This is a genomic window from Pseudoalteromonas sp. SR41-7, assembly GCF_014163935.1.
Classification (GTDB): domain Bacteria; phylum Pseudomonadota; class Gammaproteobacteria; order Enterobacterales; family Alteromonadaceae; genus Pseudoalteromonas; species Pseudoalteromonas distincta.
The window spans coordinates 440,011-461,918 of record NZ_JACJEF010000001.1 but is presented as its reverse complement, the minus strand read 5'-3'; the positions used below and the strand labels follow the sequence as shown (position 1 = coordinate 461,918).

The following is a 21,908-nucleotide window of genomic DNA, read 5'->3' as shown; positions in this document are numbered from 1 at the left end:
AATAATTAACCTGCTGTAACTGATGTTCTCAATATAGCAAGTGTTGAGAATCATAGTGGAGATAAGTGGATGAGCAATGCGCCTGTAGACAATGGCCGACGTCGCTTTTTAACCATAGCTACCTCTGTTGTAGGTGGTGTTGGTGCGGCTGGGGCTGCTGTTCCTTTTATTGCGTCTTGGAATCCAAGTGAGCGAGCTAAATCTGCGGGTGCGCCTGTAGAAGTAGATATCAGCAAACTTGAGCCTGGACAATTAATACGTGTCGAGTGGCGTGGTAAACCTGTATGGGTTGTATCACGTACCCCAAAAATGCTTGAGCAGATGAAAGAACATGAAGGTCAACTTCGTGATCCGCAATCGCAAGAGCCACAACAATTAGAATCATCAACAAATGATTACCGTTCATTACGTCCAGAAATATTTTTGGCTGTAGGTATTTGTACGCATTTAGGATGTTCACCAGGCTTTTTACAAGGTAATTTTGGTGAGAAAGTAGAAGGGACTGATGACGGTTTCTACTGCCCGTGCCACGGTTCTAAATTTGATATGGCTGGTCGAGTATTTCAATCGGTACCTGCACCATTAAACTTAGAAATACCACCTTATACTTTTCTAGATGACACCACTATTTTAGTGGGCGAAGAAAGAGGGGTAGCCTAATGTTTGGTAAGATTATTGGTTGGATAGACGACCGAATCCCAATGACACGTGTTTGGAACATGCACATTGCACAGTATCCAGCACCTAAAAACTTTAACTTCTGGTACTTTTTTGGCTCACTAGCCATGTTAGTACTAGTAAACCAAATCCTAACAGGTATTTGGTTAACGATGAACTTTGTTCCGTCTGCTGAAGGTGCTTTTGCTTCGGTAGAGTACATCATGCGTGATGTAGAATATGGCTGGTTACTACGTTACTTGCACTCAACAGGTGCATCAGCGTTTTTCATCGTTGTATATATGCATATGTTCCGTGGCATGATCTACGGTTCTTACCAAAAACCGCGTGAATTACTGTGGTTATTTGGTATGTTCATTTTCTTAGCGCTAATGGCTGAAGCATTCATGGGATATTTATTACCATGGGGCCAAATGTCGTTCTGGGGCGCACAAGTAATCATTTCATTATTCGGTGCTATTCCGGTTATTGGTGATGACTTAACACTTTGGATCCGTGGTGACTACGTAATATCAGGTGCAACGCTTAATCGCTTCTTTGCATTACATGTAATTGCACTACCACTGGTTATTGTAATCTTAGTTTTCTTACACATTGTTGCTCTACACGAAGTGGGTTCAAATAACCCTGAAGGTATTGAGATTAAACGTAAGAAAGGCTCAGTAGCTGAAGAAGATAAGCCTAAATTTAAATTCCACGAGTATTACACTAACAAAAAAGACATTGTTGATGCGATACCGTTCCACCCTTACTACACAGTTAAAGATATTGTGGGTGTGGTTGGTTTCTTAATACTGTTTTGTTGGGTTGTGTTCTTTATGCCGGCGATGAATGGCTTCTTTTTAGAAGGTCCAAACTTCGAGGCAGCTAACCCACTTAAAACACCTGAGCATATTTTCCCGGTTTGGTACTTTACGCCATTCTATGCAATCTTACGTGCAATCCCTGATAAGTTAATCGGTGTTGCGGCGATGGGTGCATCGATTGTAGTACTTGCATTACTACCTTGGATAGACCGTGGTAGAGTTAAATCGGTTCGTTACCGTTGTGGTTTCCATAAATGGAACATTGCAGGCTTTGTTGTAACTTTCGTTCTTCTTGGTTGGGTGGGTGCAACTCCACAAACTGATATGAAAACGATTATTTCTCAAATCTGTACTGTGACTTACTTTATGTTCTTCGTACTGTTGTTTGTATACAGTAAGAACGAAAAAACTAAGCCATTGCCAGAGAGGTTAACGAAATGATGAAGAAGCTTATTATTGGTTTATTTGCTTTATCAGTAAACTTGTTGCCTAACATGGTTATGGCAGCAGGTCCGTCGGTTCCTTTAATGGAAGCGAATAACGACCTTACTGATCAACCATCTTTACAACGCGGTGCAAAGTTGTTCATGAACTACTGTCTTGGTTGTCACCAAATGCAGTATCAACGTTATGAGCGTACTTTTCGTGATATCGGTATCCCAACAGAAGTTGGTTTAGAGCAGTTAATTTTTGACGGCTCTAAAGTAGGTAGCCATATCACCAACGCAATTACAAAAGACGATGCAGCAAAATGGTTTGGTGCGGCTCCGCCGGATTTAACTCTTATTGCACGTGTAAAATCACCAGATTATATTTACACGTACCTAAAATCGTTTTATAAAGATGAATCTCGCCCGTTTGGAGTTAACAATATTGTTTTTCCATCGGTAGGTATGCCTCATGTTCTTCAAGAACTACAAGGTTTACCAACGCCTATCACTAAAGAAGTAGAAGAACATGGCCACACTGTGACCAAAGTTATTGCTACTGAAACTGATGGTACGGGTGAATTAAGCGTAGATGAATACGACCAAGCGGCTCGTGATTTAACAAACTTCCTTGAGTACGTGGGTGAACCTTCACGTCTTGAATCGGAAGCGCTAGGTATTAAGGTAATAGGATTCTTAATAATTCTATTTATCTTGGCATTTATGCTTAAGAAAGAATACTGGAGAGATGTTCATTAACTTGAACATTTTTAAAGGTAATTTTGCAATAGGGGCTTAAGCCCCTTTTGCTGTTTTAGTTATTTAATGGAGGTATAGGCATGGCCGTAGCTGCCAATAAGCGCCCTGTAATGACCCTTTTTTCTGGTGCTAACTGTATGTATAGCCACCAAGTACGTATTGTACTTGCGGAAAAAGGTGTAAGTGTAGATATTCATTTGGCTGAAAAAGATAACTTGCCAGAAGCACTTCACGAAATTAACCCTTACGGCACAGTGCCAACACTGATTGACCGTGAGCTTGGTTTATACCAGGCAAACATCATCATGGAATACCTTGATGAGCGTTTTCCTCATCCTCCACTAATGCCTGTTTACCCGGTAATGCGTGGTCGTAGCCGCTTAATGATGCATCGTATTGATACTGACTGGTACAGCCTAGCTGACAAAATCAGTAACAACACGTCAGATGCTGCTCAAGCTCGTAAAGAGCTAACAGAAGCATTACTTGCTGTAGCACCTATTTTTAGCGAAGCACCTTACTTTATGAGTGAAGAGTTTAGCTTAGTAGATTGTTATTTAGCTCCACTATTATGGCGTTTACCAGAGTTTGGTATTGAGCTTAATGGTGCAGGTTCTAAAGAGCTTAAAGAGTACATGATCCGTTTATTTGAACGTGAGTCATTCCAAGCCTCTTTAACTGAAGCTGAGCGTGAGATCCGTTTATAATGACGCCTAATCGTCCTTATTTATTACGTGCTTTTTTTGATTGGATAGTCGATAACGAGTGTACACCGCATTTAGTTGTAGACGCTGGGTTTGCAAATGTACAAGTGCCAACACAGTTTGTTCAAGACGGACAAATTGTTTTAAACATAAGTCCATCAGCGGTCACACAGTTTTCGTTAGACTTAACCCAACTTAGCTTCAATGCGCGCTTTGGTGGTCAGCCAATGCAAGTGTATGTGCCTCTAGGTGCTGTGCTTGCAATATACGCGCGTGAAAATGGCGAAGGAACAGTCTTTACTGCAGATGAGTTTTTAGAGGACGAAGACGATTTTGTGCCTGAGCTTGAAAGTGTTGATTCATCAGCTGAATTTATTGATGAAACACCACCAGAAAAGCCACAGAAGAAAAAAGGCTCTCATTTACGCGTTATTAAATAATAAGTAAATGCAAAAAAAAACCGCTTAATAAGCGGTTTTTTTATGTCTGTATTTTACTTTACATATATTCAAATACTTTAATTACCCGCTCTACGCCAGATACATTTCGGGCAATGTTTACAGCTTGAGTAGACTCAGAGTCAGATACTAAACCCATTAAAAATACTTCAGCGTTTTCAGTAACTACTTTAATGTTATTACTGCTAATGTCTTTTGCTGTTAGTAGCTGAGCTTTTACTTTAGATGTTAACCAAGAGTCATGCGTTTGTGTAGTAATGCCAATATTTGAGCCAATACGAATTTGGTTATGTATCTTACGAATACCTGAAACGCCCTCAATGGTACGCTGTGCTTCGTTTCTCATTTCTTCATTAGATACTTGGCCTACAAGTAAAACAATACCGTTAACGCTTACAGCGCTTATATTGGCAAACTTTTCAAGGCGTTCTACTTCGCTAAGTGCAATACTGGCTTTTATTTCAATATTGTTATCGTCAATTTGAGAGCCAATGGTACGGCGATCGTTCGCTGCAGTTACTGCACTGGCTGTACCTGCAACAACAGCAGCTGCGCAGCCTTGTAGTAATACAACAGTACCTAAAACAATAAGAGAGCGTTTAAACATAATTTTCATCCTGAGGGAAAAGCGTTAAATCAACAAGTTCGCTTAAACAATGTAAGTTAACTAAATGGGATTCGATAATGCGGCTAGGGCGTTTAGATGGCGATCTAATTTCAACATCGTTAGGGCCAAGTAGGCCAACCAACTCGCCACCATCATCACCAACCATAACTATGACCTTCATATCTTTAGTTAGTGCTGCTTCAACGGCAGAAATAACATGCTTTTCGTTACCGTTAATAGCCAGTACGAGCAATAAGTCGCCTTGCTGGGCAAAAGCGCGGACTTGACGAGCAAATGTATCGTGATCGTCTACCTGGGTACTTTGCCCAAGATTAACGTTTTCTTGCGATAGAGCGATTGCCGGCAAACAAGGACGCTCGGTTTCATAGTGATTAACCAATACACCCGCCATATGCTGAGCGAGCATGTGGCAATTTGCAGTACCGCAGCAAATGAGTTTATTTCCGTTGATCAGACTTTGTGCAATAGTAAATGCAGCTGACTCAAGCGCACTAGGTAGCACTTCACCAGCAGCGATTTGAACTTGAATGCTTTCTGTAAAAATTTCTTTAATTGTGTCTTGCATAGCCTACCAATAATTTATCTTTGTATTTGCGTTTAAAATACATTTTTAAGCCAATTAATATTAGGAGATGCTTCTCCTGTAATGGCTACATAATCAATTCTTAGTGCTTGGTTAGTTAAATTTTTAGCTGCTAAGTAATGATAAATACTACGTTTTAATCGAGCTTGTTTTTGTGGGCTAAGTGCATAGTTGGCACCGCCACGGGCATTATTTTTGCGAAACTTGACCTCAATGAATACAAGGGTGTCGCCTTCTTTCATAATGACATCAAGCTCGCCAAAGGGGCAGTAATAATTACGTTCAATGGGTGTTAAGCCCTGAGTAACTAAGTATTTTTGCGCTTCAAGCTCATAATACTGGCCTTTTTCGCGACTATTTTGCCACAGCTCTTTAAACCACGACATGCCGCCCCCTTAACTTAATAAAGTTTAATTTATAGTTTGTATATCACCCGCTGATTGCATAAACAATGGTACCGGGCGTTGTGTTTCTAATTGCACAGGCTTAATACGACGGTTTGTATATTGAGCCCAGTCGAGCATGCGTTCTATATGGCCGCTGGTATTAACAGACAACTTACCACTTAAACCACTATATTGATTGCCTGGCATTACGCTTAACTGTCTAATGTCATGTAATATTGATACAGCATCGTACGCCATTGCAAATAAGCGTTGGCTAATATCAATTTGCTCAGGCCATAGAGAGTTGTACTGCTGGCGTAAATTATGTTGTTTAATTTGTGAATCAAGCATCCACGGTAATTCTGTGAAGTATAGGCCGTCTAAGTCGCCTTTGTCTGTACTGTCAATTTGTTTACTATGACTTTTAGAGCTTGCATAAAGTGGGATACGATCAGCAAATGTACTGACGTTTACATCAAGGTAAGGTTTAATTAAGCGAGTTTCTATGGCATCACCCAAAATATAAATAACGTCTATATCACTGCGTGAACGCGTTTCGTTTTCTACTTCTTGCTTAAATAATGCTTTAACTGTTTGTATGCGATCTTTTGACTTATCAACTTCTAATAAGCTGGTAATTGTGTTTGGCATATCTTTTTTATCGTTATAAAAACCGATTTGTGGCTTGGTTTCGCTGTAGCGTTGCCACTGTAGGTTAAAATAATCAACTAAACGTTGGCCATTTGCATTATTTGGCGCAAGCAGCATAGGCTTTTGATAGCCCTTAGTTAAAAAGTGTTCCAGAGCTTGTTGTACTTCGTGCTCAGGGTTCAATGCAAAGTAATAATGCTGAAGCGAAATGCGCTCACCATCAAAGGTGTTTAAATGCAGTACCGGAGTATCAATAAGAGTTTGTGCATTGGCTAGTTTATCAATATTTGCTTTAAGTAGAGGACCAATTACAAAATCAGGCTTTATTTCTTCAAGTTGCGCTGCGATTTCCTCAGTGCTTAGGTTTTCATCAATAAAAATAGTGTCGTTGATAGTTTGCGTATCAAGTGCAGCTAACACACCCGCTTTAAGCGCATCACCTAAGCGTTCGTTAGGGCCTGATTGTGGAAACAACACAACTAAACGCTCTATATTAATAGGGGCGAGCTCAGTAAGCATTTCGTCTTGTTCAGGTAATACAGAAAAAGCCGGATGCCCAATATAGCGCCTGCGCCAATTATTAATTGCTTGGTCTAGCTCCACGCCACTACTTGCATATACTTGATAGTATAGACCAAGGTTTACCCAGCCTTGCTGGATAACCGAACCACGGTTAAAACGTTCAAGCGCATATGAAGAGAGCTGTTTTAAGTTATCCCACAAATTTTGATTGAGCTGAGGGATTTCTATATTGTTTTTTGTAGCTGTTTCAGAAGCTCTAAAGAAATAGGGGGCAGCTTTTTTTGGAAAATTTTGCGATGCATAAATACTGGCTGTTAAAAACTGATGCCAAGCAAAATGCTCAGGTTGAGTAAGTTGTCCGTCTAGCGATTGTAAAATCACCAAAGCTTGATCATTCTTATTCTGTTGTTTTTGTGCAAATGCAATATAAAGACGGTTTTGGATTTGATCAACACTTGCGGTTAATTCAAGCTCATTACCAATTTTCTCTAACAAAGGCCAATTTTGCTCACTAATTGCGGCATCACGGGCGCTATACAATAACTGTATTTTATCGGCACCTTGGCGGTTTTGCGCCAATTGATAGATAGATTGCGCACTGGTTGCCTGATTTTGCAGTGCATTAGTGCGGTTACTTACGTTATCGCTGTTTTTAGTTGGTTTTTCGGTTGTGCTACACGCCGATAACCCTGACAATATAATTAATAGACTAACTAGTTTAAGTCGCACAATGATTTCCCAATACGTTAACGCGATTTGCTTATATTACTGACTGACGCAGGAGACCTCAATGTTAAATGAGGAGAATTCACAGAAAATTGGCACTCTTTACATTGTTGCCACCCCAATTGGCAATTATGACGACTTAAGTCACCGTGCCATTGCGACATTATCGCAAGTTGACTTAATAGCTGCTGAAGACACTCGCCATACCGGCAAGCTACTTAGCCACTTTGGAATTAAGGCAAAAACGTTTGCATTACACGACCACAACGAAAAGCAAAAAGCACAACAAATTATTGATCAACTTAATCAAGGTTTAAATATTGCTTTAGTATCTGACGCTGGTACGCCACTAATTAGTGATCCAGGCTACGCTGTGGTAAATCTATGTCGCGAACAAGGTGCTCATGTTACACCTGTTCCAGGTGCATGTGCTGCAATTACAGCCGTATGTTGTTCAGGCTTACCAACCGACCGTTTTCAGTTTATTGGTTTTACGCCAGCTAAAAGCAAAGCTCGCCAAGACTTTTTTACCGAAGCTGTTAACTCAGGTATCACCAGTATAATGTACGAAAGTACGCACCGTATTATGGCAAGCCTTGATGATTTAGCACTAGCCCTTGGTGATGAGCAGCAAGTTGTGTTTGCTAAAGAGCTAACCAAAACCTTTGAAACATTTTTTAATGGTAGTGTAAGTGAGCTTAAACAGTTTTTAACTGATGATCCTACCAAGCAGCGCGGCGAAATAGTGCTTATGCTTGCGGGCAAACCAAAGCAAATAGACGATGTTCCGCCAGAAGCGCGCAAAATGCTGGCACTTCTTGAAAGTGAAATGCCAATGAAAAAAGCCTGTGGCGTTGTTGCTGAATACTTTGGAATGAAGAAAAACGCTTTATACAAAACAATTATTGAAGAAAAAGAGTAAATTTTACTGCGCTTGGTATTAGCCTCATGTATACTGCGCGCCGAGTCAGCCAAGATGATCGCTGCCTGTGACGAAAATGATCAGGGGGAGGAAAGTCCGGGCTCCATAGGGCAGAGTGCCAGCTAACGGCTGGGGGGCGTGAGCCCACGACAAGTGCAGCAGAGAGGAGACCGCCAATCTCGATTGGTAAGGGTGAAAGGGTGCGGTAAGAGCGCACCGGGCCGCTAGTAATAGTTGGTTGCAAGGTAAACTCCACTCGGAGCAAGACCAAATAGGGTTCTATCATTTTAAATAATGAACGCGTGGCCCACGTGAGAACCGGGTAGGTTGCTTGAGCCATAGAGCGATTTATGGCCTAGACGAATGATTATCACTTTCTTCGGAAAGGACAAAACCCGGCTTATAGGCTGACTCACTCATTCAATAAAAAAGCCCGCAGTTAACGCTGCGGGCTTTTTTGTGCTTGTAAATTAAGGCAAGTAATTAGTTTTTGGCTATCTGTTTGCAGTACTCGTTAGAATTTCAACAAAGAGTGATAACCGGGCAGTGAGAAATTATGATGTATGAAGTCAAGATTTGGCCCCGTTGGCTTTTGCACATTGGCTTTTGTTAAATTTCACATAACATTAACAGCTTTACTTGTTAATAAAAAACCGCCATTTGGCGGTTTTTTTGTATAATTTCATTTTAGGAAGGTTTTGCTAATGCTATCGCTTCACCCGCAAGTGCGAAAATATTTTTAAGCATTAATTGTAAAATATGTCTAATCGAAGCGTAAGTAAAAGAAATTACCTTAAATGGATAGCCACAAAATGTTAGTATGTGCCCTAAAATCCCTTTTATATCTTTGGTACAGTTTTTAGAGAAGTCAATGCTATCAGCTAATGCTTTAGCTATCTGATCGTACACTGTGAGAGCGTTCGATAAATGATTTTGTATCGCATATAGCTTACCAGTATCACGTAAATGAGTTATTAAAGCTGCACCAATTTTCCTAGCCCATTTAGACGTGCGGCTACATTCGAGCCGTCTATCATAATCAAGCCTTACCTCTTCTTGAATTCGTTTTTCCATTCCTTTGTTGATAGCAGAGTAACTTTTGAAGTTGCTTGCTGTATGTAAATATCCTGGCGTCTCATTAGTCATACTATGTGCTTTTGGAGTAATAGTGGCAGCACCGTGTAAAATATATTCTTGTTCAGTATGCATAAATGGCCACACAGGCACTAAAGGAACTGGATCTGCGGCATGTACGCAACGATAGATGTTGTTATCTGTTGCGGACTCTGTTTTTACAGCAAAGCTATTATAACCAACGCGCGGCGCACCAAAAGTATATAATTTTACATTGGCACCGAAACGTTGCTTTAGCCAGTTAGCAGCTAAGTTTGCTAAAGCCCCACCTAAACTATGACCTACAACATGAATGTTTAACTTTTTCTTAGTGCTTTTTTTAAAGTATAGTTCTAACTGATTTTTGAAAGAGTTAAATGTATGGTTAAAGCCTGCATGTACAGGTTGATTATTACTACAAGTACTTAAGCCACAATGTAAATCAGTGACAACATCACGAACTTTAGCCGTGCCTCGTAAAGCTAAAACATAATCATCTTCATCTTCATATGCTCCTTTCTTACCCTCTGCAATGCAGCCAAAATTGGTCGAGTGGTTAAAAACTCGTTCGAGAATAGAACCACTTACACCTTTTATAGATTCTGATTCGAATGAAAATAAAGAGCTAATTCTTTCAAAATATGGATTAGCTCTCAAGCCTCTTTTGTCAAGGCTTTCGTATGAGATAGCTGCAAAATTAGCAGCTATTGCAGGGCTTAAAACATTCATTAATATTTCCTTATAATTTAGTTTTTGATTTATTAATTATTATCCGTTTCAATTTCTGAAAGGTCAAAATAAGCATTTTGTTCCACTACTTCAAAATCATCAGACCAACGACAAATACTTAAAGCCTCAAATTTATAGCCTTCAGTTTTCTTATTCTGAAATTTAAAAAGAACCTTTCCATTAGAGATGTCGGCTATTAATTGCCTTAACTTTCTTGCATATTCCTCTCGATATTTAACGCCTGATAATCTAGAACCCCAAAGGCAATATTCTTCATTATTGTAGGATAGATAAATAGCTTGAGAAGTGAAAATCTCAGCAAGTGGGACTGCTGGTTGATTAGAACGGATATTAATTTCAGGTAATGAGAAGCCCCCATTATTATCCGTGTAAGTGAAATCTTCAACACTTTTACCATCAGAAAAATTCAATACTCTCTCTATTTTTACATTCGATAAAGGTTTGCCTTTTTCACTAGCTTGGCCTTTTACCTCAGGGCACAAGTGCACTTTGTAAGCACCAATATGATTACCAAACTTTTTAAGTGTTGTTAAAAATGACATAAACAAGAAGCCTTAAAAATAGGCTGTGAATTTTTTGTGGGGAGGCTACATGATTCCCTTGCAAACTTTAATATTCACATGCCTTTGTAAATAGATCTCATATGATAAACAAGCTTATATAAAGTACAATAGTTAAAACTTAAGATGTATAGATAAAGCGAAAGATAAAGCTGGGCGCGAAGAAAATGACTTTGAGCTAAGGTCATTAATATAAAGGTAGGAGGGTGTTAACTGCTTTTTAGCGATTCGGCAGGGTCAAATCTTACCTTCATACATCAATGATCTAGATTTATAGTTTATTGCTATTGAGTTTATTATTATGGCTAGACCACTACGAATAGAGTATGAAAATGTGTTTTATCATGTGATGAATCGCGGAAGAGGGCGTGAAAACACCTTTTTGAGTGATGACGATTCTAAGCATTTTTTATACTGCATTGAGGAAGCCAGTTTTCGTTTTAATATTGAAGTGCATTCGTATTATTTAATGACCGATCATTACCACCTACTAATAAAAATCCCTGATGCAAACATGGGCAGAGCCATGAAACATATTAATGGTCTCTATACGCAATATTCTAATAGAACACATAATACAGATGGTGAACTGTTTAGAGGTCGATACAAGGCGGTGTTGGTGGATTGTAGTAGTAACTAGACCAGACTAGCTGTGGGCATCTGACCAATGAAGTAAATTTAAATCCAGAGAAAAAAGAAGCAATGCGGGCGGCATAAAATTTTATTTGATGCGACAACTAACTTGAAAAACTCCGCAAACAAAGGGCAAAAGTCGATTAATATCCTATAAAGCCTTTTGCCTTTTCATAAGATACTTCCTAACCAGCGTTAATATATATTAGCGTTGATTACTTATTTTGCTTATTTTGCTTATTGGGTCGAGAGTATTAATATTGAGCTAAATACTAATATATACAACTTCAGCATTATTAAATAATATTTTTACCTTGTTCTGGGTCTCTTGATTGCTCTGCTTGTTCACGTATTTCGTCGGTATCACTGCTCACATCATCAAGTGTTTTAGTTTGATCAACTGTTTCACTTTTTTCGCTTTGCACTTGCGATGGTTGTTTTTCCTCTAAATTAGAAACATTTTCACTAGGGTCGGTGAGTATAATTCTTTCTCGTGCATCATCAGGCATGCTGATGTTTTGTTTTGTGAACTCATTGACTAATTCGCGCATAAGCTGGGAAGCTACTTTTAATGGGCTGTGCTGCTCGCTATTAACCCAAAAATACAAAACGAAGTTAATAGTAGATGAGCCTAAGTTTTTTATTAAAACTTGCGCAGGTGGGTCGCTAAGTACCGCATTTTGTTGATTGGCAATATCTAGTGCGAGGGTTTGTGCGCTGCGTATATCGTTATCATAGCCAATACCAATTTCTACTTTTCCGCGCATTTTTGGATTGGCAGTCAGGTTTTTAATGGTATTTTTATATACCGTCGCATTGGGTATTTGAATATGATTGCCATCGTAATCAACAAGTGTGGTTGCTCTTGCGGTTACTTTTTTAACAACACCTAAACGATTGTCTACTTCAATTACATCGTCGATTTTGAAAGGCCTCTGTATGCTCAGTAATAAACTAGCGATAAAGTTCTCAGCTATGTCTCTAAAGGCAAAACCTAATATAAGTCCTATTAGTCCCGTGCCACTCATAATGGCAACAGCAAACTCGGTAAGCCCTGCTAAACGCAGGAATAAGTACACGCCAAATAAAATAATTAAAGTGCTTATACTGCGCCTTATAACTAGATGAACTAGTTTACTGTCAGTCATGTAGTCAATAGGCTTTATAAGCAATCGAGAAAGTGGCCCTGCAATTAAATAGCTTAATGCTAAAAGTATTATACCGAGTAATAGTGTGGGTAATATTTGCGCTGTTGCGTGAAGTAATTGCACAGCTTGTTCATGAAAAAACTGCCACGTAAACACATCGCCTTGAAAACTTTGCGTGCTGGGAGGCGTATTGTTTAAAGCTATAATGTTTGATTGGCTACTAGGCATGGCTTATCGTCCGTGTTTGGTTTTTATAATCGTTAATATTAGGTAACAGCAAGTTTAGTACCAAATACTTTATTTAACTTGGCAAACATTTTGCTGTAGTAATGTAATACAAATATTGAGGTTTAGAATGAAAGAAGCTAAACGAGGACAGCAAGCTGAGCAGCCTGGTCATATCCCTTTTATAGGTTGGTGGGATATTGTTAAGCGCATTTTTAAGCAAATGAGTGAAGATAACTTATCTATAGTGGCAGCGGGTGTGGCATTTTATGCGTTACTTGCTATTTTTCCGGCCATTGCGGCGATGGTATCAGTGTATGCGTACTTTTCATCCCCAACAGATATTAGTGATCACTTAAGTAAAATAGTTACTTTGCTCCCACCAAGTACCAGTGAACTAATCTTATCTCAGGTTTCTAGCCTTGCAAAAACATCAAGTGCCAGCTTGAGCTTAAGCGCAATTGGTACGCTTATACTTACCATTTGGAGTAGTTCTAAGGGCAGCCAAGCACTTATTACTGCGTGTAATATTAGTTATCGTGAATATGAAAAACGTTCATTTTTTAAAGCTCAATTAGTACGCTTTTTATTTTCGGTAGGGGCGATTGTTGTCGCAATTTTTGCGTTATTAATTATTGGTATTTTGCCTATTGTGCTTAATTTAGTGGGGCTAAAAGAAAGTATAGATTTATTAATTAAACTCATCTCTTGGCCATTATTAGCTTTTACCTTTAATTTTGCATTGGTACTTTTATATCGTTATGCCCCACACCGTAAACCGGCCAAATGGCGTTGGATCACGATGGGTTCGTCTATTGCTACTGTGCTTTGGATTTTGGCATCTATAGGTTTTTCTTTTTATGTGTCGCGTTTTTCTAGTTACAACGAAACTTACGGCTCACTAGGTGGTGTAGTGATCATGTTGATGTGGTTGTACATCAGCGCTTATATAATCACATTAGGTGCGGTTATTAATGCTGCAACTGAGCAGCAAACAGGTAAAGACAGTACTATAGGCCCAGCTAAAGAGCGCGGGCAGCGAGGCGCCTATGTAGCAGATCACCTCGATGTAAAAAATGAATAGCTATTAGCTAGCTAAGTTAGTGAGAGCCGTAAGCTGCTCTTTAAACTCTTGTGCTGCAGGACCAAGCCTGTCGTTGTCGTTGCACATTAAATATAAATTAAGGGTACGGGTTGTACCTTGGTCTAAATTAAGTGGGATGAGCGTTTTATTTTCAATTAAATGTGCTATTTGTGTTTTTGGCAGCCAAGCGTAACCCAAATTTTGACTAACCATATCAATAGAGTTGCGTAAATGGCTGACTGTCCAGCGCATATCAGCACCTAACCAGCCATCATTGTGACTGGTGTGGGTTGCTGAGTCGCGAACTACTATTTGCCGGTGTAGCTTTAAATCGCGAAAGTTGAGTTGTTCAGTTTGTTGGTGTAATACATGGTCTTTATGCGCAACGGCTATAAACTCTATATCGCATAACGTACTGCAACTAATTCCATAGATAGGGATTGATGAAATGGCTAAATCAACCACTGAGTTATGTAGTAATTCGTTTGCACCGGTTAGCACGCTTTCTACTAAATCAATCTTTAAAAGCGGGTAAAGTTCACTCGTGTTAGCAAGTGCCTGGTATAAAATGGTGTGTGGAAAAACCTCATCAACAGCTATTTTTAACGTGCTTTCTACGCCTTCGCTTAGTGTACTTGCTACCGATTCTATTTTAGTTGCTTCTTCAATTAAAAATTCAGCTCTGCGTAAAATTAGTTTACCGCTATCGGTTAAAAATGCTTTACGACCTTTTACTTCAAGCAACTTAATTTGCAAGGCGGCTTCAAGTTTTTGAACAGCATGGTGTACGGTTGACTGACTTTTATGTACAGCCGCACTTGCGCCTGCAAATCCGCCGTGATCCACAACCGCTTTAAACATTCGCCATTGCTCTAATGTTGCTTTTGCCATTTTTAAATCCTGTTACTACTTATATCTGATTGCTTAACTTGACCGCGCAGACGCATTATTTATTGCGTAACAGTGATTTTTTGTCTATTTATTTTAACAAAGCGACTTTTTTATCAGCTAGAAGTGCCATAAAACTGCTTTTATTTAAAGGTCTTGAAAATAAATAACCTTGTCCGTAATCACATCCGGCTTCAAGTAATAGCTGCATTTGTAATTTAGTTTCAATTCCTTCGGCGATTACTTTTAAGCCTAGTTGATGCGCCATAACAATTATAGCTTCACACAGTGCAAGTTCTTGACTGCCTACTTGGATATTATCAACAAAACGTTTATCTATTTTTAAATAATCGGTATCCATTTCTTGTAAGTAAGCGAGTGACGAATACCCTGTACCAAAATCATCAAGGGCAAGCTGCATACCTGATTTTACTATTTCTTTTAAGCGACGTTGCGTTAATGCTTCGGGGTTAATCATTAGGCCTTCAGTTATTTCTGCCACAATTGAGGATGCAGGTAATTTTGCAGCTTTTAGCATATCGTACCATTCATCTATACCACTCTCTGGCGTGGATAACTGCACTGGCGACACGTTTACACTTATTTGAAAAGTGTCATTGGTTAGGGTTTTTATATCGTTAAGCGTTTGCAAGGTTTGAGCAAATACAAATTGGCCAATTGCATTTATTTGCCTAGTTTCTTCAGCAAGAGGAATAAATGCGACAGGGCTAATTAGGCCTTTTTCGGGATGTTGCCAACGAATAAGTGCTTCAGCTTTATGAATATGTAAATCATTAAAAGCAACAATGGGCTGATAAAACAACTCAAACTGTTCAAGTTCAATGGCACTTCGTAAGTCTTTTAATAGCACCATGCGCGCGTGTGCATATTCGCGCATGTCAGCAGAGAAAAATTCAAAACAGTTACGACCATTACTTTTTGCTTTATACATAGCCTGATCGGCTGCCTTTAAAAGTTGTTCAGTATTTTCACCATCATTAGGGGCGCATGCTATGCCCATGCTGGCGCTAATAAATAACTCTTCGTTTTCAAGATGCAAAGCCGACGATAGGCTAAGCAAAATATTACTGGCAATTTGATTAATATGACGCGTGCTTTTTATACGATTAAACACAATAACAAACTCATCACCACCAATACGTGCCACAAACTCAGCATTTTTTGCCGACTGGACTATACGCTGAGATACGAGTTTTAATAAGTTATCGCCATAGTGGTGGCCTAATGTGTCATTAATATCTTTAAAGTGATCAATATCTAAAAGCATGACAACCAATTGATTGTCGGGAGTAACAATGCTTGAAAATCGTTGACTTAATCGCTCCTTTAACTCTAAACGATTTGGTAAGTCAGTTAGGTGATCATAGTGAGCTTGTCGCCAAATTGTTTCATCGGCTTGTTTTTTCTCAGTGAGGTCTGTAAATATCGCGATTCGACGAATAGGTGCGTTGTTTGTATCATAAACCGTATCGATTGTGAGCCACTCAGAGTATAGCTGCCCGTTCTTTTTACGGTTAATAACCTCGCCTTGCCAGCGGCCTGTTTGCTGTAATTCAGACCACATTTTATTGTAAAAATTCTTATCATGTTTTCCTGATGAAAGAATTGAAGAGGAGCGCCCAATAACTTCTTCTTTACTATATAAAGTCGTTTTGCAAAACGCAGGGTTTACATCAAATATTATACCCGCTGGATCGGTGATTGCCATGCCTTCACTACTGTTGTTATACACTAGCGAGGCAAGGTGGAGTGCTTCTTCATTTATTTTTCGTTGTGTTATATCTCTTAGCACAACAACGTATTCATTTTTACTTTGCATTGCACTAATACGCGCTTCAAAGCTGCGTTTAGGATCTGATTTTTCGAGTGTAAATTCTAAATTACTCGAAACATCAAGCTTAGATAACTGCGATAACAAAAGCTGCACATTGTTGTGAGAAAGTATTGATGATAAATGAGGTACTGCAGTGCTGTTTGGGTTTACTTGAGGCTTAAATTGCCCCGTTATGTTGAGAATATCGCCATGGATGTTAATTCTAACGTAACTGTCGGGTAGAGTATTAAGCAAGCTGGTAAGCTCATCGTGCTTGTTTTTTAAATTAGCCTCGGCGGTTAACCTAGTTTGCGCCATTGATTTAAAGCGCTGATAGAGAGTATTTAGCTCTGGATTATTTGGCTGTGTTTTTTGTGACGGCATTTCGCCCTTAGCCAACACGTTTGTTGCATTTGTTAGATTATTAATTGGGTCGATAATGCTGGTGTTAAGCAGCTTACGTGCAATTAAACATAGCACTAGCAGTGATAAAATAAACACACCAATCGCTATAAAAAAATTATTATTTATTTGCTTTAAAGCATGCGTAATAGGAAGTGCAATATGTATATTTAAGCTGTTATTACTCGGATCTTTATAAATAATAGAGTGATGAAGCATTCGATCTTCACCCTCAATAGATTTTATTTTTGTTGATGACTCATTATCAATCGAAGAATCAGTTGCTAATAAAGTCTTTGCAATATTATCGCCAAGGGCTGCAGTTGTTGGTGGGTAACGCGCTAAAATTTTTCCATTAGAATCAGCGATTGCAGCAACAGAGCCAGTCGGCAGTTCAATATTATTAAAAGCATTGTTCCACCAGTCAAGCGCAACAACTATAACTACAACGCCCTGAATTACATTTTTTTTATTAATGATAGGCAACGCAAAGTTAAGGGTGTTTTTTTGCAAGTTTCTATCGTGCTGAAAATAACCTACCGACAATTGGTTACTTTTTAAGGCATTTTGAAAATACGCACGATCTGCAATACTTATTGTTTTGGTTAATCCGCTTGTTGTACACATAACAATGCCATTTGGATCTATAATCCCGATATTGGCAACATGGGCATAAATAGCTCTAAATTGATTAAAATAATTAGGGCAGGACGTTGCTATATTTTCTTTCTTACTTTCCTCTTTAGCCAAATAACGCGCTAAACGGTCAATATCATCGACTAAGTGCTTTTGCTGTAAAATTAATTGCTTAGCAATGTTTTCTACTTTTTTTTCACTTTGCTCAATAGAGTGGTGGCGTTCAAGCAGCAGAGTAAAAATAATTACAGCGGTGCCCGGAATACTTAGCAATATAAGCAAACGATAAAGCTGATGTTTGAGAGAATAAGTAAAAATAACCATTCCTTAGTTTCGTATTTTGCAATAACAATTGTAGCCAAATTCACTCCAAATAACCATAGTAATTATAAGGTTGAAAATGTAACCAATGAATCAATGTCGTTCTATTTTTTAGAACCTTAAGCTCGATTTAAAGACATAGTTGTTTTGTTTAATGAATGATTTAATAGCCTCATAAACTTATTCTTTAGAGTGAATTAAAAAATGAAAATATCAAAAATACTTACAGCTTATGCAACTCAAGATGGCGATGGCGTGAGCATTAGCCGTATACCTGGGTTTGATGGTAAATATTTAGATCCATTTTTGATGATTGATGAACTTAAGTCAGACGACAAAAAAGATTATATGGGAGGCTTTCCTGAGCATCCGCACCGAGGAATTGAAACGTTTACTTATATTCTAAAAGGTGGCTTTGAGCATCGTGACCAAATGGGTAACAAAGAAGCAATTAAAGCAGGCGATGTGCAATGGATGAGCACAGGGCGCGGCGTCATGCACAGTGAAATGCCACTCGCTGATGCTATAGATGGTCTGCATGGCTTTCAAATTTGGATAAACATGCCAAGCGCAGAAAAAATGCGTGATTCACGTTATCAAGATACGACTAAAAACCCAGCTCCTAGTTTTACAAATACGCAAGGCGTGACGTTAAAAGCACTTGCGGGATCGTGGCAGTTCGAAAGTGAAACGCTTGCAAGCGAGCTGCAAAGTTTAGCTGCTAATGCGGCGCTCGCTGATATTACATTACCTGCTGGTAAAAGCATTTATTTAGAGCCTCTTAGCCAACAAAAAGTAATGCTTTATATTCATAGCGGCTCACTAATAATGAGCGACAATCAAACAATACCAGCGGGTAAGTTACTTATTTTAGAACCAGGCAGTGATATTAATATTAGCTCTGAACAAGGCGCTGGCGTTTTGGTTTTAGCAGGCGATCCACTTAATCAGCCAATTGCTCATATGGGTCCGTTTGTAATGACGACGCAAGCTGAAGTACAGCAAGCAGTGCGTGATTATCAAAACGGCGAGTTTGGCAAAATATAACGGTATTTTTAGGAGAGTTTTATGGGATTATTAGTTAACGGCCAATGGCAAGATAAATGGTACGACACAGATTCAAGTAACGGTAAGTTTGAACGTGAAACGGCGCAGTTACGTCACTGGGTAACTGTTGATGGTAGCGCTGGAATAACGGGCGAGGCCGGTTTTAAAGCACAAGCGAACAGGTATCATTTATATGTATCACTTGCGTGTCCTTGGGCGCATCGAACGCTTATATTTAGAGCGTTAAAAGGGTTGCAAGATTTAATTACGGTGTCGGTTGTTAGCCCTGATATGCTTGATAGTGGTTGGGCTTTTGATACGCAAAACCACAGTACTGGTGATGCTTTATTTAATAGTAACTACTTACATCAAGTGTATACAAAAAATAATCCTAAGTATTCCGGGCGAGTTACCGTACCCGTATTGTGGGATAAAAAGCTAAATAAAATTGTCAGTAATGAGTCTGCCGATATTATACGTATGTTCAATAGTGCGTTTAATGAGTTAACGGGTAATAACGATGACTACTACCCAGAGGCACTACGACCAAAAATTGATGAATTAAATGCGCTGATTTATCCAAATATAAATAATGGTGTTTATCGTACGGGATTCGCAACAACTCAAGATGCATACGAAGAGGCGTTTAACGATTTATTCAAAGCACTCGATAAAGTAGAGGGGATACTGAGCAAGCAGCGTTATTTAACAGGTAATAGGCTCACCGAGGCAGATTGGCGATTATTCACTACACTCATTCGGTTTGATAGTGTGTACGTTGGCCATTTTAAATGTAATTTACGCACAATTGAAAGCTATCCTGCATTAAGTGGATACCTTAGGGAGCTATATCAAGTTAAAGGAGTGGCTGAAACAGTTGATTTTTATCATATTAAGCGACACTACTATTTTAGTCACACAATGATCAACCCAACACAAGTTGTGCCAAGTGGTCCAAGTATTGATTACTTATCTGATCACGGTAGAAATGTTTAGCGCTTAAGCTATCAAGTTCACTAGCCAGCCGTATTTTCTTACGAAGCTGGTTTCGCTTTTACCCGCTTGTACTGCTGCACCTGCGATAAAGGCACTTGAAAGCCCAACTTTGGTTACGGCAAAACGCTTTAGTCTATATTGGAACGCTGCATGATGTTGGCGTTTCAATTCACTGCGCGTATCCATTTGCTTACTTAGAGCATCAACGTTTTCATTAGGTGCTTTAATTAAGTAGTTAACTAACATACTAATTTCCTTGTAAGTTAAATAGCTGCTTTAAACTTTTAAGTGTTTTACTAAAGCCAATTTTATTGCTTAAGTATACTGTATTTTTCCAAAGCCATATTAAACAAGCAACTTGTAGTAAAGTAGCTGTTGCTATACTTAGCCATACCGACCCAAAAACATCGTATACACCGTATCCAACAGCACCTAGAAATCCTGCCCACAACAAAACCAAACCACTGGCAAAGCATCCTAAAAATATAGTGATCAATGCAAGCGATCTAAGCGATAACCGCCATTCAGCTTTAGCAAGCTGGTGGGTGATCTTTCCTTGAGTATGGTAATCATCCTTGAGCTGCTTAGAATACTCTAAAAGCATTGCAACATGATCTTGCCAATCGTCCTTTTGGCTATGTTGCTCAGTAGTTTGGTCTTGCGCATTACCATCCTTGGTTGCTGTTGTTTGTGGGTTATTCATCACTAATTACTTACGACGAAGTAGTGATGTGATTAACATACCCGCAGCAAAAGCAATACCCGCAGTTGCTAATGGATTTTCAGAAGCAAAAGCACGAGTTTTTGCAGTACATTCGCTTAGTTTTTCACGTGCAATAAGTTGTTTTTCGCTCAATGCATCTGCTGAGCTAGAAGCTCCTTTACGCACACTGCTTTCAGCTGTTGCAGCTTTGCTAGAAAGTGCATCTACAGCATCGTGCGCCGCTGATGTTGCTTTCTCTGTAAGAGGAGACTCAGTATTTGTTAGTTTAACGTCAGGCTTAACATCTGAAGTTGTATTTGGTTTCGTATTCGTTGCAGTAGCCATAATCAATCCTTAATAAGTTAAAAATTTAAATAGTGATTTAGATGATGCAATGATTAAACCAAACTTTTTATTTATTTTAACTGCCTGAATTTGATAGGTTTTGTTTGTGTTTTTTAATTTTTGATAATTAGTATTTTAAAATAAACAGTAACTATTACTACACGGCTAGGTAAATTTTACAAAGAGGATAAAAACGCCTTAAAAATTGTAAATATTCATTGGTTATTCAGTAAGCAATGCATGTAAACAGAAAGTTATAAAAGCAATGCTGATATTTTTCTTTACCTCAATCCCACTTTTTCCCACGTAATTCAAACGCTTCGCTTGAGCCCTTATTTTTTCTAGCTTTGAGACTCACTAAAGCTGGTCAGCTTACTTGACAAAATGGCTTGTCAAGCCCTAAACTGGAGCACTGTGGTAAAAAGTGGTTTTTAGTGGATCTCATTGGATAAAATAAACAAAAAATTGAATAAAACAATTTCAAAGTAGGTTTTTTATGTTTCGTGGCGCGAGTTCACTGAGTTTGGATGATAAGGGGCGTTTTGCGGTACCGACAAAGTACCGAGAATCTCTGTTGTCTGAAGATCAGGGGACAGTTATTTGTACCGTCGCATTAAATGAACCGTGTTTATGGTTATATCCATTGGCTGAGTGGCTCGAAATAGAAAGCCGTTTAGCGAAAATATCTAATATGAATCCACGAGCTCGACGAATGCAACGTATGTTGCTAGGTAACGCTACAGAGTATCAACTTGATAAAAATGGTCGAATTTTGCTTGCGCCGTCATTACGTGCCCATGCATCTCTTGGCAAAAAAATCATGCTGGTTGGTTTGATGAATAAGTTTGAAATTTGGGACGAGGCGCGTTGGCACGAGCAAATGCAGCAAGATACTGAGCTTGAAAGGCTTGGTGATTTTGAACCTAACCAAGATTTAGATAATTTTACACTCTAACGGCACAAAAAAAGGCA

23 protein-coding genes and 1 other RNA gene are annotated in these 21,908 nt (G+C 39.0%); 12 read left to right on the top strand and 12 right to left on the bottom strand.

Annotation, left to right across the window (positions count from 1 at the left end; all coding sequences use genetic code 11):
* Nucleotides 1–69 precede the first annotated feature (69 nt).
* From petA to H5092_RS02095, 5 genes are all read left to right on the top strand, one after another.
* Entirely contained in the window at nt 70–660 is a 591-nt protein-coding gene (gene petA / locus H5092_RS02115) for a ubiquinol-cytochrome c reductase iron-sulfur subunit (RefSeq protein WP_002957962.1), read from the top strand.
* The gene (locus H5092_RS02110; RefSeq protein ID WP_002957963.1) at nt 660–1,925 is read left to right on the top strand and encodes a cytochrome b N-terminal domain-containing protein; all 1,266 of its coding nucleotides are present in this window, start codon (nt 660–662) and stop codon (nt 1,923–1,925) included. Before petA ends, H5092_RS02110 begins: the two co-directional genes overlap by 1 nt.
* Complete coding sequence (locus H5092_RS02105; protein ID WP_002957964.1) at nt 1,922–2,671, top strand: cytochrome c1; 750 nt, start codon at nt 1,922–1,924, stop codon at nt 2,669–2,671. The genes H5092_RS02110 and H5092_RS02105 overlap by 4 nt, the downstream gene beginning before the upstream one ends.
* A gap of 80 nt (nt 2,672–2,751) precedes the next feature.
* A complete protein-coding gene (gene sspA, locus H5092_RS02100) occupies nt 2,752–3,378 on the top strand; it encodes a stringent starvation protein SspA (RefSeq protein WP_002957965.1) in 627 nt (208 codons plus the stop codon).
* Nucleotides 3,378–3,815 (top strand): ClpXP protease specificity-enhancing factor, encoded by a 438-nt coding sequence (locus H5092_RS02095; protein WP_002957966.1) that lies wholly within the window; start codon nt 3,378–3,380, stop codon nt 3,813–3,815. Before sspA ends, H5092_RS02095 begins: the two co-directional genes overlap by 1 nt.
* A gap of 58 nt (nt 3,816–3,873) precedes the next feature.
* On the opposite strand, the gene dolP is transcribed toward H5092_RS02095, so the two are convergent.
* From dolP to H5092_RS02075, 4 genes are read right to left on the bottom strand one after another with little or no spacing between them, the layout of a single operon-like run.
* A complete protein-coding gene (gene dolP, locus H5092_RS02090) occupies nt 3,874–4,440 on the bottom strand; it encodes a division/outer membrane stress-associated lipid-binding lipoprotein (protein ID WP_039485369.1) in 567 nt (188 codons plus the stop codon).
* Nucleotides 4,433–5,026 carry an SIS domain-containing protein gene (locus tag H5092_RS02085; protein WP_002957968.1) on the bottom strand — a complete coding sequence of 198 codons (594 nt, stop codon included), beginning with the start codon at nt 5,024–5,026 and terminating at the stop codon, nt 4,433–4,435. The genes dolP and H5092_RS02085 overlap by 8 nt, the downstream gene beginning before the upstream one ends.
* A 32-nt stretch (nt 5,027–5,058) precedes the next feature.
* Nucleotides 5,059–5,430, bottom strand: coding sequence for a YraN family protein (locus H5092_RS02080; RefSeq protein ID WP_182694726.1), 372 nt, complete (start codon nt 5,428–5,430; stop codon nt 5,059–5,061).
* Between the two features lie 24 nt (nt 5,431–5,454).
* Entirely contained in the window at nt 5,455–7,332 is a 1,878-nt protein-coding gene (locus H5092_RS02075) for a penicillin-binding protein activator (protein ID WP_002957971.1), read from the bottom strand.
* Nucleotides 7,333–7,393: 61 nt separating this feature from the next.
* Here H5092_RS02075 and rsmI point away from each other — a divergent pair, with 61 nt between their 5' ends.
* Nucleotides 7,394–8,251: a 16S rRNA (cytidine(1402)-2'-O)-methyltransferase gene (rsmI, locus tag H5092_RS02070; protein ID WP_024595588.1), complete on the top strand. Its 858-nt coding sequence runs from the start codon at nt 7,394–7,396 to the stop codon at nt 8,249–8,251.
* Nucleotides 8,252–8,292: 41 nt separating this feature from the next.
* Nucleotides 8,293–8,670: RNase P RNA component class A (rnpB, locus tag H5092_RS02065), an RNA gene on the top strand.
* Between the two features lie 268 nt (nt 8,671–8,938).
* On the opposite strand, the gene H5092_RS02060 is transcribed toward rnpB, so the two are convergent.
* Complete coding sequence (locus tag H5092_RS02060; protein ID WP_182732814.1) at nt 8,939–10,093, bottom strand: lipase family protein; 1,155 nt, start codon at nt 10,091–10,093, stop codon at nt 8,939–8,941.
* Nucleotides 10,094–10,125: 32 nt separating this feature from the next.
* Nucleotides 10,126–10,656, bottom strand: coding sequence for a DUF6795 domain-containing protein (locus H5092_RS02055; protein WP_154903853.1), 531 nt, complete (start codon nt 10,654–10,656; stop codon nt 10,126–10,128).
* 319 nt (nt 10,657–10,975) lie between these two features.
* Here H5092_RS02055 and H5092_RS02050 point away from each other — a divergent pair, with 319 nt between their 5' ends.
* Nucleotides 10,976–11,314, top strand: a complete 339-nt coding sequence (locus H5092_RS02050; protein WP_259395014.1) for a transposase — start codon at nt 10,976–10,978, stop codon at nt 11,312–11,314.
* A gap of 289 nt (nt 11,315–11,603) precedes the next feature.
* On the opposite strand, the gene H5092_RS02045 is transcribed toward H5092_RS02050, so the two are convergent.
* Complete coding sequence (locus H5092_RS02045; protein ID WP_182732813.1) at nt 11,604–12,683, bottom strand: mechanosensitive ion channel family protein; 1,080 nt, start codon at nt 12,681–12,683, stop codon at nt 11,604–11,606.
* A 127-nt stretch (nt 12,684–12,810) separates the two neighbouring features.
* Here H5092_RS02045 and H5092_RS02040 point away from each other — a divergent pair, with 127 nt between their 5' ends.
* The gene (locus H5092_RS02040) at nt 12,811–13,764 is read left to right on the top strand and encodes a YihY/virulence factor BrkB family protein (RefSeq protein ID WP_182732812.1); all 954 of its coding nucleotides are present in this window, start codon (nt 12,811–12,813) and stop codon (nt 13,762–13,764) included.
* Nucleotides 13,765–13,767: 3 nt separating this feature from the next.
* Here H5092_RS02040 and H5092_RS02035 read toward each other — a convergent pair whose 3' ends face one another.
* Both H5092_RS02035 and H5092_RS02030 read right to left on the bottom strand, forming a co-directional pair.
* Complete coding sequence (locus H5092_RS02035) at nt 13,768–14,655, bottom strand: LysR family transcriptional regulator (protein WP_182732811.1); 888 nt, start codon at nt 14,653–14,655, stop codon at nt 13,768–13,770.
* Between the two features lie 88 nt (nt 14,656–14,743).
* The gene (locus tag H5092_RS02030) at nt 14,744–17,848 is read right to left on the bottom strand and encodes an EAL domain-containing protein (protein WP_182732810.1); all 3,105 of its coding nucleotides are present in this window, start codon (nt 17,846–17,848) and stop codon (nt 14,744–14,746) included.
* A gap of 201 nt (nt 17,849–18,049) precedes the next feature.
* On the opposite strand from H5092_RS02030, the gene H5092_RS02025 reads away from it, so the two are divergent.
* Complete coding sequence (locus H5092_RS02025; protein WP_182693270.1) at nt 18,050–18,892, top strand: pirin family protein; 843 nt, start codon at nt 18,050–18,052, stop codon at nt 18,890–18,892.
* Nucleotides 18,893–18,913: 21 nt separating this feature from the next.
* Nucleotides 18,914–19,888, top strand: a complete 975-nt coding sequence (locus H5092_RS02020; protein WP_138488553.1) for a glutathione S-transferase family protein — start codon at nt 18,914–18,916, stop codon at nt 19,886–19,888.
* A 3-nt stretch (nt 19,889–19,891) separates the two neighbouring features.
* On the opposite strand, the gene H5092_RS02015 is transcribed toward H5092_RS02020, so the two are convergent.
* The 3 genes from H5092_RS02015 to H5092_RS02005 are packed head-to-tail and all read right to left on the bottom strand — an operon-like array spanning nt 19,892 to nt 20,936.
* Nucleotides 19,892–20,134, bottom strand: coding sequence for a hypothetical protein (locus tag H5092_RS02015; protein WP_024596383.1), 243 nt, complete (start codon nt 20,132–20,134; stop codon nt 19,892–19,894).
* A 1-nt stretch (nt 20,135) separates the two neighbouring features.
* Nucleotides 20,136–20,591, bottom strand: a complete 456-nt coding sequence (locus tag H5092_RS02010) for a hypothetical protein (RefSeq protein ID WP_182732809.1) — start codon at nt 20,589–20,591, stop codon at nt 20,136–20,138.
* A gap of 6 nt (nt 20,592–20,597) precedes the next feature.
* A complete protein-coding gene (locus tag H5092_RS02005; protein WP_002957982.1) occupies nt 20,598–20,936 on the bottom strand; it encodes a hypothetical protein in 339 nt (112 codons plus the stop codon).
* 496 nt (nt 20,937–21,432) lie between these two features.
* Here H5092_RS02005 and mraZ point away from each other — a divergent pair, with 496 nt between their 5' ends.
* Nucleotides 21,433–21,891, top strand: coding sequence for a division/cell wall cluster transcriptional repressor MraZ (mraZ, locus tag H5092_RS02000; protein WP_007582904.1), 459 nt, complete (start codon nt 21,433–21,435; stop codon nt 21,889–21,891).
* The last annotated feature ends 17 nt before the right edge of the window (nt 21,892–21,908 follow it).

Coding starts and splice junctions, on each gene's coding strand:
- petA (WP_002957962.1), top strand. CDS start 70: ATGAGCAATGCGCCTGTAGACAATGGCCGACGTCGCTTTTTAACCATA.
- H5092_RS02110 (WP_002957963.1), top strand. CDS start 660: ATGTTTGGTAAGATTATTGGTTGGATAGACGACCGAATCCCAATGACA.
- H5092_RS02105 (WP_002957964.1), top strand. CDS start 1,922: ATGATGAAGAAGCTTATTATTGGTTTATTTGCTTTATCAGTAAACTTG.
- sspA (WP_002957965.1), top strand. CDS start 2,752: ATGGCCGTAGCTGCCAATAAGCGCCCTGTAATGACCCTTTTTTCTGGT.
- H5092_RS02095 (WP_002957966.1), top strand. CDS start 3,378: ATGACGCCTAATCGTCCTTATTTATTACGTGCTTTTTTTGATTGGATA.
- dolP (WP_039485369.1), bottom strand. CDS start 4,440: ATGTTTAAACGCTCTCTTATTGTTTTAGGTACTGTTGTATTACTACAA.
- H5092_RS02085 (WP_002957968.1), bottom strand. CDS start 5,026: ATGCAAGACACAATTAAAGAAATTTTTACAGAAAGCATTCAAGTTCAA.
- H5092_RS02080 (WP_182694726.1), bottom strand. CDS start 5,430: ATGTCGTGGTTTAAAGAGCTGTGGCAAAATAGTCGCGAAAAAGGCCAG.
- rsmI (WP_024595588.1), top strand. CDS start 7,394: ATGTTAAATGAGGAGAATTCACAGAAAATTGGCACTCTTTACATTGTT.
- H5092_RS02060 (WP_182732814.1), bottom strand. CDS start 10,093: ATGAATGTTTTAAGCCCTGCAATAGCTGCTAATTTTGCAGCTATCTCA.
- H5092_RS02055 (WP_154903853.1), bottom strand. CDS start 10,656: ATGTCATTTTTAACAACACTTAAAAAGTTTGGTAATCATATTGGTGCT.
- H5092_RS02050 (WP_259395014.1), top strand. CDS start 10,976: ATGGCTAGACCACTACGAATAGAGTATGAAAATGTGTTTTATCATGTG.
- H5092_RS02045 (WP_182732813.1), bottom strand. CDS start 12,683: ATGCCTAGTAGCCAATCAAACATTATAGCTTTAAACAATACGCCTCCC.
- H5092_RS02040 (WP_182732812.1), top strand. CDS start 12,811: ATGAAAGAAGCTAAACGAGGACAGCAAGCTGAGCAGCCTGGTCATATC.
- H5092_RS02035 (WP_182732811.1), bottom strand. CDS start 14,655: ATGGCAAAAGCAACATTAGAGCAATGGCGAATGTTTAAAGCGGTTGTG.
- H5092_RS02030 (WP_182732810.1), bottom strand. CDS start 17,848: ATGGTTATTTTTACTTATTCTCTCAAACATCAGCTTTATCGTTTGCTT.
- H5092_RS02025 (WP_182693270.1), top strand. CDS start 18,050: ATGAAAATATCAAAAATACTTACAGCTTATGCAACTCAAGATGGCGAT.
- H5092_RS02020 (WP_138488553.1), top strand. CDS start 18,914: ATGGGATTATTAGTTAACGGCCAATGGCAAGATAAATGGTACGACACA.
- H5092_RS02015 (WP_024596383.1), bottom strand. CDS start 20,134: ATGTTAGTTAACTACTTAATTAAAGCACCTAATGAAAACGTTGATGCT.
- H5092_RS02010 (WP_182732809.1), bottom strand. CDS start 20,591: ATGAATAACCCACAAACAACAGCAACCAAGGATGGTAATGCGCAAGAC.
- H5092_RS02005 (WP_002957982.1), bottom strand. CDS start 20,936: ATGGCTACTGCAACGAATACGAAACCAAATACAACTTCAGATGTTAAG.
- mraZ (WP_007582904.1), top strand. CDS start 21,433: ATGTTTCGTGGCGCGAGTTCACTGAGTTTGGATGATAAGGGGCGTTTT.